The organism is Sporosarcina ureae (genome assembly GCF_002101375.1).
Taxonomy (GTDB): Bacteria; Bacillota; Bacilli; order Bacillales_A; family Planococcaceae; genus Sporosarcina; species Sporosarcina ureae_B.
Window position 1 is genome coordinate 2817568 of record NZ_CP015207.1, and the last position, 16146, is coordinate 2833713.

The 16146-nt window shown below is 43.7% G+C and carries 12 protein-coding genes; 10 read left to right on the forward strand and 2 right to left on the reverse strand.

From position 1 onward, the window contains the following. Positions 1-37 precede the first annotated feature (37 nt). The 8 genes from SporoP8_RS13750 (at position 38) to SporoP8_RS13780 (ending at position 12685) form a co-directional block, all read left to right on the forward strand. Positions 38-670 carry a TVP38/TMEM64 family protein gene (locus SporoP8_RS13750; protein ID WP_085133035.1) on the forward strand — a complete coding sequence of 211 codons (633 nt, stop codon included), beginning with the start codon at positions 38-40 and terminating at the stop codon, positions 668-670. A gap of 519 nt (positions 671-1189) precedes the next feature. Further along, complete coding sequence (addB, locus tag SporoP8_RS13755; RefSeq protein WP_085133036.1) at positions 1190-4681, forward strand: helicase-exonuclease AddAB subunit AddB; 3492 nt, start codon at positions 1190-1192, stop codon at positions 4679-4681. Further along, positions 4665-8369: a helicase-exonuclease AddAB subunit AddA gene (gene addA / locus SporoP8_RS13760; protein ID WP_085133037.1), complete on the forward strand. Its 3705-nt coding sequence runs from the start codon at positions 4665-4667 to the stop codon at positions 8367-8369. Before addB ends, addA begins: the two co-directional genes overlap by 17 nt. Further along, positions 8366-9553 (forward strand): DUF418 domain-containing protein, encoded by a 1188-nt coding sequence (locus SporoP8_RS13765; protein ID WP_085133038.1) that lies wholly within the window; start codon positions 8366-8368, stop codon positions 9551-9553. The genes addA and SporoP8_RS13765 overlap by 4 nt, the downstream gene beginning before the upstream one ends. Before the next feature lie 55 nt (positions 9554-9608). Next, positions 9609-10505 carry a fumarylacetoacetate hydrolase family protein gene (locus SporoP8_RS13770; protein WP_085133039.1) on the forward strand — a complete coding sequence of 299 codons (897 nt, stop codon included), beginning with the start codon at positions 9609-9611 and terminating at the stop codon, positions 10503-10505. 93 nt (positions 10506-10598) lie between these two features. After that, positions 10599-10973, forward strand: a complete 375-nt coding sequence (locus SporoP8_RS13775) for a YisL family protein (RefSeq protein WP_085133040.1) — start codon at positions 10599-10601, stop codon at positions 10971-10973. 30 nt (positions 10974-11003) lie between these two features. Next, the gene (locus tag SporoP8_RS16915; protein ID WP_269747679.1) at positions 11004-11129 is read left to right on the forward strand and encodes a hypothetical protein; all 126 of its coding nucleotides are present in this window, start codon (positions 11004-11006) and stop codon (positions 11127-11129) included. Between the two features lie 185 nt (positions 11130-11314). Continuing rightward, on the forward strand, positions 11315-12685 hold the full coding sequence (locus tag SporoP8_RS13780; RefSeq protein WP_085133041.1) for an alpha-amylase family glycosyl hydrolase: 1371 nt from the start codon (positions 11315-11317) through the stop codon (positions 12683-12685). A gap of 155 nt (positions 12686-12840) precedes the next feature. On the opposite strand, the gene SporoP8_RS13785 is transcribed toward SporoP8_RS13780, so the two are convergent. Beyond that, positions 12841-13698, reverse strand: coding sequence for a DegV family protein (locus SporoP8_RS13785; RefSeq protein ID WP_085133042.1), 858 nt, complete (start codon positions 13696-13698; stop codon positions 12841-12843). Between the two features lie 11 nt (positions 13699-13709). Beyond that, positions 13710-14534 (reverse strand): Cof-type HAD-IIB family hydrolase, encoded by an 825-nt coding sequence (locus SporoP8_RS13790; protein WP_085133043.1) that lies wholly within the window; start codon positions 14532-14534, stop codon positions 13710-13712. A gap of 172 nt (positions 14535-14706) precedes the next feature. Here SporoP8_RS13790 and SporoP8_RS13795 point away from each other — a divergent pair, with 172 nt between their 5' ends. Both SporoP8_RS13795 and SporoP8_RS13800 read left to right on the forward strand, forming a co-directional pair. Further along, positions 14707-15483, forward strand: a complete 777-nt coding sequence (locus SporoP8_RS13795; RefSeq protein WP_085133044.1) for a prolyl oligopeptidase family serine peptidase — start codon at positions 14707-14709, stop codon at positions 15481-15483. Between the two features lie 46 nt (positions 15484-15529). After that, positions 15530-15844 carry a metal-sulfur cluster assembly factor gene (locus tag SporoP8_RS13800; RefSeq protein ID WP_085133045.1) on the forward strand — a complete coding sequence of 105 codons (315 nt, stop codon included), beginning with the start codon at positions 15530-15532 and terminating at the stop codon, positions 15842-15844. Positions 15845-16146 lie beyond the last annotated feature (302 nt).

A 16146-nucleotide genomic window follows, 5' to 3' on the forward strand; every position in this document is an offset into this window, starting at 1 on the left:
TGACGAAAAATTATGAAAATCAGTGAGGGTGTTGGCGATGAATGAATGGCTATCAATTGATAAAGTGGAGGATTTGGCAGACCAGTATGAGGCACTAGGATTTTTCATGGGATTAATCCCAACGTTTTTGGAAGCATTCTTACCATTTCTGCCACTCTTCGTATTTGTTATCGCCAATGCCATTGCATTTGGTTTTTGGTTAGGCTTTGTCCTTTCCTGGGCTGGAACGGTAGCGGGTTCGTATGTTGTGTTTTTGCTCGTCCGTAGATTTGGCGGTAATACGTTCTTCTCGTTCTTGACCCGCCCTAAAAAAGTGCAACAGCTCATTCAGTGGGTCGAGCGTAATGGCTTTGGTCCGTTGTTTATCTTGATTTGTTTTCCGTTTACGCCTTCTGCTTTGGTGAATCTTGTGGCGGGTTTGTCGAATATGAACAAGAGGAATTATTTATTCGTGCTGATGCTTGGTAAGCTAGTGATGATTATGATGATTACGTTTATTGGGTATGATGTGCGGGCGCTTGTCACGCAGCCGATCCGGACGTTGATTATGTTTGTGGTTATTTTCTTGCTGTGGTTGGTAGGGAAGTGGTTTGAGCGCAGGTTGACGCGGAAGGTAGAGGAAGACTTTAGGAGTTTTTCTAGTGTGCAGGGTGATCACAAAAAAGAATAAAGGTTAACGGTTCCTGTCTTTCTTTTCTTTCGGTACAATGGAAGAAAGAGCGATAGGATTTTTTCTTTCTGAAATAGTGAAGAGTGATGGGGAGGACACCGTTGATCAGCGTTCCAGGCGGACGCTTTCCTGCGGGCATGGCTTGAGCCTCCTCGTCCGCTTCGCTCCCTGCGGGGTCTCAAGGCTCATGCTATTCCCGCGGGAGTCGCCGCCTTCCACGCTGATCAACTAGTTTGTGGGACTGATCATTGTGTCGTGGATAAAAGTTTCTCGCAATAGGTTAACGTTCGTGCAAAGATATTTTGTTTTGTACCTGCGCTATAACGTTTTTAACGAAGGTGCTTACCACGAGCGCCGAAGTGGGGACAATGAAATCTCTACTAACGCGGTCAGCAAAACAACAAAATCCTGACCAACCGCAAATAGAAAAAACACTTGCAGAACCACAACTCAAAGCCGCTTACTAACTTACTAAACGAACTTATATAAATCTAACTTCCAATGAAAGGGGAGAGAGTTATGTCACTGCGCTTTATTACAGGTCGCTCCGGAACAGGAAAGACCACTTTTATTGAACGCGAGATTGCGCAAGAATTGAAAGAACGGCCGATGGGGGCGCCTATTGTCGTCATTGTCCCCGATCAATTATCGTACTCGATGGAATATAGCCTGTCCGTCAAATCTGGATTGACCGGCATGATCCGTGCCCAAGTATTGACATTCAAACGACTTGCATGGCGGGTGCTGCAAGAAGTTGGGGGCATCACGCGCGAAGAAGTAGACAGCTTCGGGTATCGCATGCTCGTACGCAGTGTGCTAGAGGATAATAAAGACTCGTTCAAGCTATTTAAACAAGCGGCTTCGAAGCACGGATTCGCTGAGCAAATTAGTGACGTCATGAAGGAATTCAGTAAGTATTGTATCGATCAGCAAGCATTTTCCGAATTGACGATCTCACTTTCCGATAAGCAAGCGCCTCGAATTTTGCAAGATAAAGCACATGATTTGCAATTATTGCTTGAGAAAATAGAAGAACGTCTTGGAACGACGTATATGGACAGTGAAGGGCAACTAAATGCGCTAGCTGATCAGATAGCGCATTCGGAGTGGCTACAGGACGCGTCGATCTATATAGACGGCTTTGGCGATTTCACGACACAGGAATATTCGATTATTACGCAATTAATGAAATATACGAAACGCGTTACAGTCGTGTTGCCGATGGAAGAAAAAGTGCATAACAGCGAGCATGAATTATTCCATACTGCACAGCAACAGTACGAAACGCTTCAGCAACTGGCATATAGTGAGTCTGTTGATCGTGAAGAACGCATTCATTTGACGGAGTTGCAACGTTTTTCAAATCAAGAATTGGCGCATTTGGAACAGCAGTTTGATCACTATCCGCCTGAAACGTTTGAATCGGAAGGTGCGATCCAGATAATCGAGGCGTCAAATCGCCGTGCGGAAGTGCATGCAGTGGCACGTTCGATTCGCAAGCTGATGCGTGAAGGCAAGCGGTACCGCGGCATGACGGTATTAAATCGTCAACCGGATGTCTATAACGAATTGATCCAGAACATCTTCACGCAATATGATATTCCAGTGTTCATTAGCCAGAAGAAACCGATGCTGCATCATCCGTTGATTGAATTTGCACGGTCATTGCTTGAAGCGGTGCGTACAGATTGGTCGTATGAAGCAGTGTTCAGGGCAGTGAAGACGGATTTGTTTTTCCCTGTCAATGAAAGCAAACAAGTATGGAGAGAGCGGGCAGACCGCTTGGAGAATTTCGTACTGGCTAAAGGAATCCATGGCAAATCCCGCTGGCAAGATGAAGAGCGTTGGAAGGTGAGTCGCTATAGAGGTCTAGAAAAAGTCCGTACCGTACAGACAGATGAAGAACTTGCGACACAAGCGGAGTTTGCGGAGACTCGCGATATGATTCGCGAGCCGATTGAACAATTACAACAGAAGTTACAGTCAGCTCGTACCGGTCAAGACGTGGCGGAAGCGTTGTTTTACACAATAGAATCTCTTCGCATCTACGATAAAATAATAGAGTTGCAGCAAACGGAACATACTATAAATCGTTTGCAAGCAGCGGCGGAACATGAACAAGCGTGGACGAGTTGGATTAATGTGTTGGATCAGTTTGTGCTAATGTTTGGCGAGAAAGAACTGCCGATTGCAGAAGCTATTAAAATCTTGGATGAAGGATTCGATACGTTGGAATTTAAATTGATTCCGCCTTCGCTCGATCAAGTAACTGTGACGACTATGGAGTTATTCAATTCAATGGATGTCGAAGCGGTGTTTGTACTCGGTGCGAATGAAGGGGTATTGCCTTTGCGCAATGATCATGAAGGATTACTTTCAGACAGTGACCGAGAGTTATTTAGTGAGATCGGCATGACGCTCGCACCTACGACGAAGCTTCAGCTCATGCGCGAATCATATATGGCGTACCGGGCGTTTACCGGAGCAAGTGCGCGTTTGACTGTCAGCTATCCCATTGCGGATGAAGAAGGGAAAGCGTTAATTCCCTCTCTTTACATTCCTAGATTACAGCAGATAGTACCGAATATACCTACGGAGATTGCTGTCATGGAACCTACGGAATTGTCTGTAGTAGAAGATCAGCTTGCCTATATCGAACATCCTGAAGTGGCGTTGTCTTATGCGATTCGTATAATGCGACAAGCTTCAACACAGGAAGAAATCGCACCTGAATGGCAAGCGGTACTAGCCTATTATAAAGAAGATCCACTTTGGTCTTCAGTTATAGAGTCCATCGTACAACCCGCGTTGAAGCGACAGAAGACCGAGTTGCTCGACTCGGAATTGACGACGGGTTTATACGGTTCGTCCTTTACGACGAGTGTATCCAGGATAGAATCATACTACAGTTGTCCGTTCCAACATTTCACAACATATGGTCTGAATTTACAAGAGCGTTTTGAATTCCAGCTTGAAGCGCCAGATATCGGGGATTTATTCCATGCGGCATTGAAATGGGTATCTGACGAAGTCATGCGTCAAGGCTTGTCCTGGGCTGCGTTGACGAATGAACAGTGCTGGCAGTTAGGTCGTGAAGCGATCGATGCACTGGCGCCAAAGTTCTTCCATAGAATTTTATTGTCAAGTCAACGCTATGCATATATTCAACGAAAATTGATGCACATCATTCAACGGACGATCCGTGCATTACAGTCGCAAGCACGCAATTCCAGCTTCACGCCGATTGCGATCGAAGCAGGTTTCGGTCCAGATGAAGATATCGCACCACTTGAAATCCATTTGAAAAATGGCCAACAGATGCATATTAGAGGGCGAATTGACCGAATCGATACGATGAAAAAAGACGATCAGACCTATTTGCGAGTAGTCGATTACAAATCGTCAGCCCGTGCGCTTGATTTGACCGAAGTGTATTATGGCTTATCGCTGCAAATGCTGACGTATCTCGATGTGGCACTTGAGCATGCGGAAGATTGGCTCGGTGTCTACGCGAATCCCGCGGGTGTACTGTATATGTATGTTCACAATCCGATGTTGCGTCTGACAAAAGAGTTAAACGAAGATGCTGTGGAAAAAGAGTTATTGAAATCCTATAAAATGCAAGGCTATATAGTAGAAGATGCGGACGTTGCTTTGGCGATGGATGACCAGATCGAAAGTGAATCGTTAATTATTCCAGCACGATTAAAGAAAGACGGTTCGTTTTATTCGAATTCAAAAGTCGTACCACCTGAAGATATCAATATATTGCGTTCATTTGTCCGTAAAAAACATCAGCAAGCGGGAGACGGCATGCTATCAGGTGATACACGTGTCTATCCGTACCGCTTGAAAGAACATATGCCATGCACGTTTTGTTCGTATCAGTCGATTTGTCAATTTGATAGTACGGATCCGACACAGCCTACACGGAACTATTCCGCCTATAAACCAGAAGAATCATTAGAAAAGATGAGGAAGGAGATCGATCCAGATGCGAATTCCAAATAAACCGCCACATGAGACATTCACGGACGATCAATGGAAAGCAATCCACGCGTCCGGTAAAGATATTCTCGTTTCTGCTGCAGCAGGTTCAGGGAAAACGAAAGTCCTCATCACGCGGATGATTGAAAAAGTATTGAACACGGAACACCCGATAGACGTCGATCAGCTACTCGTTGTGACGTTCACAAATGCGGCGGCTGCCGAAATGCGTCATCGTATGGCGAGTGCACTTGAAGAAGCCATCGTCCAAGATCCTTCTTCGGTCCATTTGCGCAGACAGTTGAACTTGCTGAATAAAGCACAGATTTCATCGTTGCACTCATTTTGTCTGCAAGTAGTTCGGCAGTATTCATATGTGCTGGATATCGATCCTGGATTCCGTATTGCCGATGCGACAGAGGCAGCGATTTTACGTGATGATACGATCGCACTAGTGTTGGAAGATGCCTACAGTCAGCCCGATCCAGAAGCGATTTATCGTCTGAGTGATAGTTTCACCGCAGACCGTAATGATCAGGCGATCGAGACGTTGATTGATAAACTCTATGATTATTCCCGTGTACATCCCAATCCATCGCAATGGCTAGAACTCATTCCGCAGCAATATGAAATTGGGGATCATGCGACGATTGACGACTTGTCATTTATCGATTCGCTGAAAATATCGATCCAGCATACGCTTGAAGAAGCTAAAACGGTCACGCGTGATTTACAGCGAGTAGCGGAAATGCATGATGGACCGTTGCCATTGCTTGAAACCGCTAAAGCAGATGAAGCATGGATTGACGGTGCGCTTGAGTATATGCTTCACGGCAAGTGGGAAGATGCCTATGCGTATTTCCAGACGTTGAAATGGGTGAAAGCAGGTACGATCCGTAAAGATACATGTGATGAAGACTTGGCCGCGCGTGCTAAGGCGATGCGTGATCAAGTAAAGAAAATCATCAATGCATTGAAAGATACGTACTTTACTCGAACACCTGCAAGATTGCTAGAAGAAATCCGTTTGATGGCTCCCCTTATGCATACACTCGTTGGATTGGTAGAGGATTTTTCGACGCGTTATCAAGCATCGAAAGAAGAACGCGGCTTAGTGGATTTCTCGGATCTTGAGCATTATGCATTACAGATCTTATCCGAAGAAGTAGACGGAGAACGAGTGCCTTCTGATATTGCAATCGATTACCAAAATCGATTTGCAGAAGTATTGGTGGATGAGTATCAGGATACGAATTTCTTGCAGGAAGCTATATTGCAGTTAGTGAAGCGTGGCGGAGAAGCAGATGGCAATTTATTTATGGTAGGGGACGTCAAACAATCCATTTACCGATTTCGTTTGGCAGAACCGGGTTTGTTTTTAGGGAAGTATGATCGTTTTACGTCTGATGTAGAGGATCAAGGATTGAAAATCGACTTGAATGCCAACTTCCGAAGCCGTAAAGAAGTGCTCGATGCCACGAACTATATTTTCAGACAGATCATGGGGACGCGAGTTGGAGAAATTGAATATGATGAGGCGGCCGCGTTGAAGTACGGTGCACATTATCCCGATAAGGATGTATCGGCAGGCTTGACGATTTTGTATGAGAATGAAGAAGATGAAATGTCTGAAGAACAAGAAGCCCAGCAAGAGCTGAAGAAATCCCAAGTAGAAGCACGGTATATTGCACAGAAGATTAAAGCGTGGAAAGATGAGCAAGCACAAGTCGCGGATGCATTTAGCGGTAAGCAACGTCCGCTTGAATATAGTGATATTGTTATTCTCATGCGTTCGATGACCTGGTCGAGTGAAATTGCGGATGAACTAAAAGCCGCTGGAATTCCTGTCTATGTGTCTTTATCTTCGGGCTATTTTGATGCCATTGAAGTGATGATTATGCTCAATACATTGCGCGTGATCGATAATCCATACCAAGACATTCCGCTTGTTTCGGTGTTGCGTGCTCCGTTCGTTGGCGTGACTGAAAACGAATTAGCGCAAATTCGTCTCGTCAATCGAAATGCGACGTTTTATGAAGCGCTACAATTGTTCATGCAGACCGGTGGGGCGGGAGTGAATGCTGCTACACAGCAAAAACTGCAACGCTTTTTCCTATTACTTGAAGACTGGCGGAATATGGCTAGGCACGGTTCGTTATCGGAATTGATCTGGCAAGTTTATCAAGATACGCATTATTACGAAATGGTCGGAATTTTGCCGAATGGTAAACAGCGCCAAGCCAATCTACGTGCGTTACATGATCGGGCGATGGCCTATGAAAAGACGTCGTTCCGTGGGTTGTTCCGTTTCCTTCGGTTTATCGACCGCATGCGTAAACGCGGAGATGATCTCGGAGAAGCGCGGTTCATGAGCGAAAAGGAAAACGTCGTGCGGATCATGACCATTCATTCATCAAAAGGTCTGGAATTCCCGTATGTATTTTTAGCGGGAATGGGTCGTCCGTTTAATAAAATGGATTTCCATAATCCGTATTTATTTGATCAGCATTTTGGACTCGCTGTCAAAGCGATCGACCCGGATAAACGTATTATGTTCACGTCACTACCGTTTCTGGCGATCAAAGAGAAAAAGGAGCTAGAGATGCGAGCGGAGGAAATGCGCGTGCTCTACGTAGCCATGACGCGTGCTAAAGAGCATTTGGAATTGATTGCCTCAGTTAAAGACATCGAAAAGACAATGAACAAATGGCAAGAAGCACAATTATTGAATGAAGAGGATCCTTTGCCGGAATACATACGTTCACGGGCAACCGGTTACCTCGACTGGATAGGACCAGCCGTTGCGCGTCATATGGATTTCGGTAAGTTCGGTAAGACGACAGGCGGGGAACTGGTGGATGATTCGTCATCATGGGAAGTAAATGCCTTGCCGTTTTCTGCTTTTCATCGGACGAATGAAGTCGAGATTGAGGATTGGATACCTGTCGATCAGGAAACGGCAACGGTGGATCCAGTGTTGGTGGAAGAAGTGCGAAGTCGTTTTGATGCGCAGTATCCGTTTGAATTTGCAGTTGAATTGTCTTCCAAACAATCCGTCAGTGAGTTGAAGCGGATTGCGTTGCTTGAGTTCGAACGAGGAGACGCGGATTCGTTTGAGGAAATGGAACGAGACGTCACGAAACGCATCTCAAATCTTCATGCTCGTCCATCATTTTTGCAGAAGCGTTCATTGACGAAAGCAGAAATTGGAACCGCAATGCATACCGTTATGCAACATCTCGATTTGAAAGAAGAACTGGATCTAGCAAGTGCTACGCAATTTGTGGAGCAGCTCGAAGCACGTGAACTGTTGACGAAAGAAGAGGCGATGGCGATTGATATTCAAGCGATTGTGGCTTTTTTCCAGACGACACTTGGCAAACGGATGAAGCAAGCCGATCAAGTGTTACGTGAAATGCCGTTTACTTACGCGCTACCCGCTGTTGAAGGTGAATTCCAGTTGCTTCAAGGTATTGCCGATTGTCTATTTCATGAAGATGGCAAGTGGGTGCTCGTTGATTATAAAACAGACGATATCCGTGCATTTCGTTCCGACTCGGCGATTGCTAATGAAATGCAAGTCCGTTATGGCACTCAGTTAAATTTGTATAAGAATGTATTGGAATCCATTCTTTCGATCGAAATTAAAGAAATGTTGCTTTACTTATTCAGCGGAGCAAAAATCATTAGTTTACAGGAGGAATTCGTTTGAAGTTGACTCCTACACCTCTAACAGAACGAGTGGAAGCACTCGATTTTTTAAGAGGTATTGCATTACTCGGTATTTTGATTGCGAATATGCTTCATTTCCATTCGCCGTATGCGTATATGGATCCGTATTCGTGGTACACCATCCCGCATGAACAGGCGATGTTTCATTTTATCGATGTATTTATTGAAGCCAGTTTCTATCCGTTATTCGCCATGTTATTCGGCTATGGGTTGAATATGCAGTATGAAAAATCACTGAGGAATGATACGCAGTTTGGGCCATTCATGGCAAGACGTATGGGAATTCTACTGATTTTTGGCGTGTTGCATGCGGTACTGATCTGGTCAGGTGATATATTGTTCACTTACGCGTTGATGGGATTCATTATGATTGCGGTGATCCGAATTCCAAAGAAGTGGTTGCTGGCCCTTTCGCTAGTCATTTATTTTGTGCCAACGTTATTGTTGTACGGTATATTGGCGTTGACTCGCAGTCAGACCACTTCGAATGTATTGGATGGATTCGTCGATACACGACAGATTGAACTGGCGATTTCATCTTATGGAAACGGAACGTTCAAAGAGATTTTAGCTTTCCGTTTGAATGAATTCTTTACATTTGAAATCATCGGCTCAATTACAGCAGTCTTTATCATATTGCCTTTGATCATGTTCGGTGCAGCGTTATCGAAATTCAAGATCATCGAGCGTATGTATGTGTTGAAAGGGAAATTGCTTCTCGCCATGATCATTTGTATTCCGGTTGGAGTCGTTTTAAAAAACATCCCGAGCTGGGACGGTCCGAAGTTTGAGAATATCTTACTTATACAATCAATCGTTGGCGGACCCATTTTGACACTTGGCTACGCGGCATTGTTCTTATTGCTGTTTCAACTACCATTTTTGAAAATGATGGCAAGACCGTTTGTTAGTGTCGGCAGGATGGCGTTCACGACGTATATTATGCAGTCAATCATTGCGACGATGATATTTTATTCATATGGAGTAGGTCTGTATGGTAAAGTAGATATAGTGACCGGCACGTGGCTGGCAATCGGGATCTTCGCGATTCAGCTCATAGTAGCGCAGGTTTGGTTGACGAAATTCCGAATGGGTCCACTTGAAGCTGTGTGGCGGAAGTGGTCGTATGGAAAGAATTTCGTCGTGAAAGAGGAAAAAAAGTAGATTTTGTCGTAACATAGGAATATGTGAACTCACATGGAAAGGGTTGGGTATTCAAATGAAATTATTGTCATTCCGCTACGAAGGACAGACTTTATTCGGACCAAAAGTTAAACGCGAGGAAGCCGTATGGGATCTACTCGCAATGGCTGAAGCTTTGGAACAAACTGATTTCCCGAAAACGATGATTGAAGGCGTTTCCCGCGGTATGGATTTTGTGGAGGAAGTTCGTAAATTGGTAGAGAAAACTGAAGTTGAAGGAAACGTAGAGCCGTTCAAGCATGCGTTCACTGACATCGAATGGTTGTCTCCAATTCCACGCACACCGAAAAACGTGTTGTGTGTTGGTAAGAACTACCTTGACCATGCAGAAGAACTTGGATCAAAAGCACCTGAAAAATTGATGCTGTTCACCAAATCTCTAACTGCAATCGCAGGGGACGAGCAAACATTATCGATCCATAGTGAAGTGACGGATTCATTAGATTATGAAGGGGAATTGGCTGTCGTTATTAGCAAGACAGGCAAAAACATTCCTAAGCAACTGGCATATGATTACGTGTTTGGTTACACAATTGGTAATGATATTACAGCGCGCAATATTCAGACAGAGCACAAGCAGTTCTTCTTAGGTAAAAGTTTAGATGACTCTTGTCCGATGGGGCCTTACGTGGTGACGAAAGACGAAATTCCAAATCCACAAAATTTATCTGTCGTCACGAAAGTGAATGATGAAGTGCGCCAAAATGGGAATACTTCCACCATGATTTTCAAAATCGATGACTTGATCGCTGAAATCTCTAAGTATGTCACATTAGAGCCGGGCGATGTGATCTTGACAGGTACGCCAGCGGGTGTCGGTAAAGGTATGACACCACCGACTTACTTGAAAAAGGGCGATACAGTAAAAGTATCCATCGAAGGTATCGGTACGCTAGTTAACCGTTTCGAATAATACATGAGGCTATGAAATAAGCTACAGAATAGTCGTAGTTTGAAAGATATGGTAGAATATTAATTGACTGTACAAATTAATGAGGTGAATGAAATGGGATTTTTAACTGATACAACCCATATGCATATTTTTATATGGGTAGTAGGTATCGTACTTTTTTTAGTTGCAGCTAGTATGGCAAATGGAACAAAAGGAAAAAAGATTACACATATGATTTTGCGTCTGTTCTATGTGTTGATCATCATCACGGGTGCTGCGCTATTCTTTAAGCATATGAGCATCGATTCCATGTTATATGGTATCAAATTTGTCCTTGGTCTTCTGACAATTGGATTTATGGAAATGGTTCTTGTTCGCGGAAGTAAAGGGAAGAACACAGGTCTTATGTGGATTCTCTTCGTCATTGCATTACTTGCAACGATGTTCGTAGGATTCAAATTACCAGTAGGCTTCAACTTTTTCGCATAATACCTACTGACTCTTAAAGGAGATGAGCAAATGGCAACACAGGCTGGCTGGATATTTTTGATAGTGATCCTGTTACTGATGGCACTGTTTGCTGTCTCCGTTTTGGTCAGTGCGCGTAAACAACGGGATCTGGACTTCTTTTCTGAAAACGACTAGAAATAATGATGCGCAAGCAGTGGAGGTTGATTCCTCTACTGCTTTTTTTATTTGCTTGAAAGCCATACATTCACAAGATTGCCGTATTTACAGAATGCGACAATGGTTTTCATAAGAAAGAATGGCATGGCTAGCTACCGTTTGATAAACTGAAAGAAGAGTTTGTATGAGGAGGATTTACTAAAGTGAAACGAATAATCGGACTACTGGCAACCTGTATGCTTGCCCTATCCATAGCACCATCCGCTTTTGCAGATACCGATCGATCTTTTAGCGATGAAAGTATCTATGATTTACTTGTCGACCGTTTCAATAATGGGATCGAATCGAATGATTTCGGTGCCGATGCAAAAAATCCAGCCATTTTTAACGGTGGCGACTTTGCTGGAATCAGCAATCGATTGCAACATTTACTTGATATGCACTTTACGATGATTTCTGTCGGACCGGTTTTCAAAACGGCTTCCTATGATGGAAATGAAGTTCTTGACTATTATGAGATTGAGCCGCACTTCGGTACAGCGGAAGAGTTCACCGCATTAATCGAAGAAATGCATGCGAACGATTTGAAAATTATGGCAGACTTTCCTTTAGTAGGTGAAGTTAGCGATCCTGCTGTACAGCAAGAATTGACGAAAGCAGCAGTACAATTTGTTTCTGATTATGAGTTAGATGGGCTTCGTTTGACATTACTTGACAATGCGGATACGAAGTTCCTGAACCACATGATTGAGGCAGTGAAAGAAGCGAACAAAGGACTGTACGTGATTACAAATGAGCAGAGTGATGCATCATTTGACAGTATACCGGCTGAAAAACGAAGTGCAGCCATTCAGGAATCGTTCGTGCAAGTAGATTCAGAAACTTCTTCATTGGATCAGTTTAGTAACGAGGATGCAGGTAAATTACTACAGTTTGATGATTTAACTGGACCACGTTTTACATATAAAATGGTGGAGCTTCGTCAATTCCCACCAACACGTTGGAAAGTAGCGACGGTTGCACAATTCATGCTTCCGGGCGTTCCATTGGTTCCTTATGCAACAGAAATTGCCGTGAATGGTAAAGAAGCACCGGAATCCCATCCGTTCTTTAATTTTAAAACGGATATGGAATTACATGAGTGGATTGGTGATCTAAACACTCTGCGTAATGATTCAGAAACGCTTCGTACAGGAGATTTCAAGTTTTTGCATAATAAAGATGGATTTGTTGTATTTGAACGATCTTCTGAAGAAGAGACGTGGATTATTGCGCTCAATAATACGTCCGAAGTGCAGAGCTTTGAACTGGACCCTGCGGTGATTGGAGAGAACAAGAAGCTTCGCGGTGTGGTTGGTCAGGATTTGATCAAGAAGACAAAGGATGATAAGTATCATGTCGTACTTGATCGTGAGATGGCCGAGGTTTACATCATCGAGGAAGATAAGGGATTTAATACGCCTTACCTAATTGCTTCGATTATGGTAGTTGTTTTGTTTTTGGCATTCTTATTCCTTGTTATTCGCAAGGGTAAGCAAGGTCGGAATGCAGACTCGGTTAGCGAAAAGAAGTAAAGGATAAGGCACCTGACACTTATGATCAACTGGCGTTATTCCATTGAAATTTGTGGTTAGTTCAAAAAAATCAAAAGAAAAAGGCTCAAGACAAGTTCCTGATACTGGAACCAGTCTTGAGTCTCAGACAGCCTGCTATTTATGCAGGCTGTTTTTTATTCACTTTTTGTATGGTTAAGGAAGAATAGGGCAATGGTTCCAGGACCGGCGTGTGAGCCGATAACGGAGCCTATTTGATGGATTTCAATGGCTTTTGGTTGGACGACTTCTTGGATCATTTTTTGAAACTCTTTGGCTGTAGTGAGATCGTCGCCGTGGCTGATGGCGATAGTTTGTTGTTGAAGGTTGTCGCCGCGTTCTTCCATCATTTCAATCATACGACGTAGGACTTTTTTGCGTCCACGGTGTTTTTCGATGGGGACAAGTTTACCATCTTCTACGTGAAGTAATGGTTTAATGTTGAGCAATCCGCCGAAAAATGCACTTGCTTTGGATACGCGTCCGCCTTTTGCCAAGTAATCCAGGTCTTCTACTGTGAAAAGATGTTCCATATGCATGGCCATCGTGCGGATTTCTTGTTCGATATCTCGCATGCCGATGCCTTCATTGCGTAAGCGTACGGCTTCTTTAACGAGTAGACCATAGCCGAGCGAAGCGCAGTGTGTATCGATGAGCGCCAAGTTCATGGAGGGATTGTCTCCTTTTACTAGGTCGCTCGTCATGACTGCTGTTTGGTACGTTCCTGATAGTTGGGAAGAGAAAGCGATGTAGATGCCGTCTTCACCGGATGCTGCAAGTTCTTTCCAAGTTGTCATCATTTTGTCTGGTGAAGCTTGTGAAGTCTTTGGTTGCTGTCCTTGACGGATCGCATCAAAAACTTCCTTGGAGTTGATCTCGACGATATCTTCGTATTCTTTGCCGTCTAGAAGAACGCTTAACGGGAATAGTTCTACTTCGTTTTCTTTAAAGAAGTCTAGTGGTAAATCACATGCGCTATCCGCAAAAATCTTCATTTCTTTTCCCCCTATAGGACGATGTTTTTCTGTAAAGCTAATCGTTCTTCCAGTATGCGTGAAATGCCGTCTTCATTATTTGTGTCGGTTATTTCATCTGCAATAGATTTCAATTGGCCGATTGCATTCCCCATGGCGACACCTACTCCTGCATATTCGATCATTTCGAGGTCATTGTCTTCGTCTCCGAATGCGATGATTCGGTCTTTCGGTACGTCCATCCATTTTGAAACCGCATCAATGCCTACTGCTTTATTAAGGCCGTGACGAACTATTTCCACGATGTTAAATGGAGTCCCCCAACGACGATGATCGATGACTTCTGCATGCAAGTCTTCAAGATGCTGCCGAATCGGATCGACAGTTAGCGGATCGGCTTGAATTAACAAGCTAGTTGGATCGGTTTTTAATGAATTCCGAATATCTCCAGCAGTGATGAGTGGATTGCCGAAGTTTAAAATGTCTAGAAATCGTTCATCATGATAATGGGCATAGACATCGTCCATAACTTCCGCAATGATATTTTCGACTGAAAAGTTCTGCATGGCATCTACTACTTCATTGACGACTGGCAACGCAATCGTTTCGTGAATCGTTTGCCATGAACGATCAGTAGGGTGGTGAACGAAAGCGCCGTTAAAGTTGACGATTGGTGTGGTCAGTTCAAGCTGGCGGTAGTAAACTTCACTAGCGCGGTATGGTCGTCCAGTCGCAATCATGACGTGATGTCCTTGCGAAACCGCATGACGAAGTGTCTGTTCGGTTTTGGGTGAAATGATTTTTTCATCCGTCAATAATGTGCCATCTAAATCTAAAACAATCAAATGTGGTTTCAAGAAATCCTCTCCTACTAGTGCTGATATTTTCAGATTGTTAGGTCTTTATAGTTTATCGTTAACCGTGTAAGTAAGTCAAAAAAATGAGTGATAAGGCGAAGCAATTGTTTTATCTGTTACATGTTGCTATTCTAACATAACAGTAAATGATTGTAGGAAAAGAGGAATCGTCATGATTATTCGTTCAGAAAAATGGCAAGAGATCCCGGTACTTCATATCGTGGAAGAGTCGAAAGAGAAAGAACGCATTCCTGTTGTACTATTTTTTCATGGATTTACTAGCGCGAAAGAACATAATTTACACTACGCATATAATCTAGCAAAACAAGGAATTCGTGTGATATTACCTGAAGCTAAATTACATGGTGAACGCTCAGAATCACTGGATGAATTTCAATTAGCAATAAACTTTTGGGACATCGTGTTGACGTCTATTAAAGAAGCAGATGTTTTACATGGTGAACTATATGAAAAAGAATTGATCGATGACGAAACATTAATCGGCATGGGTGGAACTTCAATGGGTGGAATCACAACATTCGGTTGCCTCGCGAATTATGATTGGATCGATGCAGCTTCCGTGATGATGGGCTCACCTGCCTTCACGCGCTTAGCGAAAGGACAAATTTCTTACGCGGAGCATGGGGGTAGAGAAATCCCGGTTTCACAAGAAGAACGTGAACAACTATTCGCGGCCCTTGACCAAGTGGATCTATCACAAAATCCAGGTAGACTGCATCAGCGTCCACTTTTCATTTGGCACGGAGAACAAGATGCGATGGTACCATTTGAGTTTACGAAAGAATTTTACGAGGAAATTCAAAAGGATTACGTAGATCAGCCGGAGCTTTTGAAATGGATGCCTGAAAAAAATGCAGGTCACTCGGTTTCACGTCCAGGAATGCTTGCATCAGTCAATTGGCTTGCACAGCATTTGCGTGCCATGTAGTATGTTGGTAAGATAAGATTACTACACAGCAGAGAGGAGCATTCCGATGAACACAGAAGAAGAAATCAAGCAGTATTTATTTGGTGCGTTAGAAAACGTCATCGACCCTGAATTAGGTATTGATATCGTCAACCTTGGATTGGTTTACAATGCAGAGTTACTTGACGAAGGAGTCGCGAAAATTACAATGACATTGACGTCAATGGGTTGCCCAATGGGTCCACAGATCGTAGCGAATATTGAGCAAGAGCTAATGGAACTTCCAGAGGTTAAAGACACAGTGGTAGATATCGTTTGGAATCCACCATGGTCCCGCGACAACATGTCACGTTATGCCAAGATTGCACTAGGCGTACGTTAATAGAATACACCAACCACACCGTTTTATATGGTGTGGTTTTTTTATGGAATGGAATGGCTGACGGGGTGTTAGGCTAGGGGATTGGCGCTTCGGAGGGGGACTTTCCGAAGGGGCCGCGGTGAGCCAACTAGGTCGCTGCGCTCCCTTTAGTTGTCTCACCTGTCGACCTGATCCTCCCGGAGTCGCCCCCTCCTACGCGCCAATCCCTACAAAGTAAGGTTAGTTACCTATTATTGTGCATTGAAGTTAGTCATGTAATTGATTTAAAATTGAACTTAATAAAGTTCAAAGACAACAAAAGT

What these genes read in the sequence shown, in the direction of transcription:
- SporoP8_RS13750 (WP_085133035.1), top strand. Translation starts at nt 38, where the DNA reads ATGAATGAATGGCTATCAATTGATAAAGTGGAGGATTTGGCAGACCAG.
- addB (WP_085133036.1), top strand. Translation starts at nt 1,190, where the DNA reads ATGTCACTGCGCTTTATTACAGGTCGCTCCGGAACAGGAAAGACCACT.
- addA (WP_085133037.1), top strand. Translation starts at nt 4,665, where the DNA reads ATGCGAATTCCAAATAAACCGCCACATGAGACATTCACGGACGATCAA.
- SporoP8_RS13770 (WP_085133039.1), top strand. Translation starts at nt 9,609, where the DNA reads ATGAAATTATTGTCATTCCGCTACGAAGGACAGACTTTATTCGGACCA.
- SporoP8_RS13775 (WP_085133040.1), top strand. Translation starts at nt 10,599, where the DNA reads ATGGGATTTTTAACTGATACAACCCATATGCATATTTTTATATGGGTA.
- SporoP8_RS16915 (WP_269747679.1), top strand. Translation starts at nt 11,004, where the DNA reads ATGGCAACACAGGCTGGCTGGATATTTTTGATAGTGATCCTGTTACTG.
- SporoP8_RS13785 (WP_085133042.1), bottom strand. Translation starts at nt 13,698, where the DNA reads ATGAAGATTTTTGCGGATAGCGCATGTGATTTACCACTAGACTTCTTT.
- SporoP8_RS13795 (WP_085133044.1), top strand. Translation starts at nt 14,707, where the DNA reads ATGATTATTCGTTCAGAAAAATGGCAAGAGATCCCGGTACTTCATATC.
- SporoP8_RS13800 (WP_085133045.1), top strand. Translation starts at nt 15,530, where the DNA reads ATGAACACAGAAGAAGAAATCAAGCAGTATTTATTTGGTGCGTTAGAA.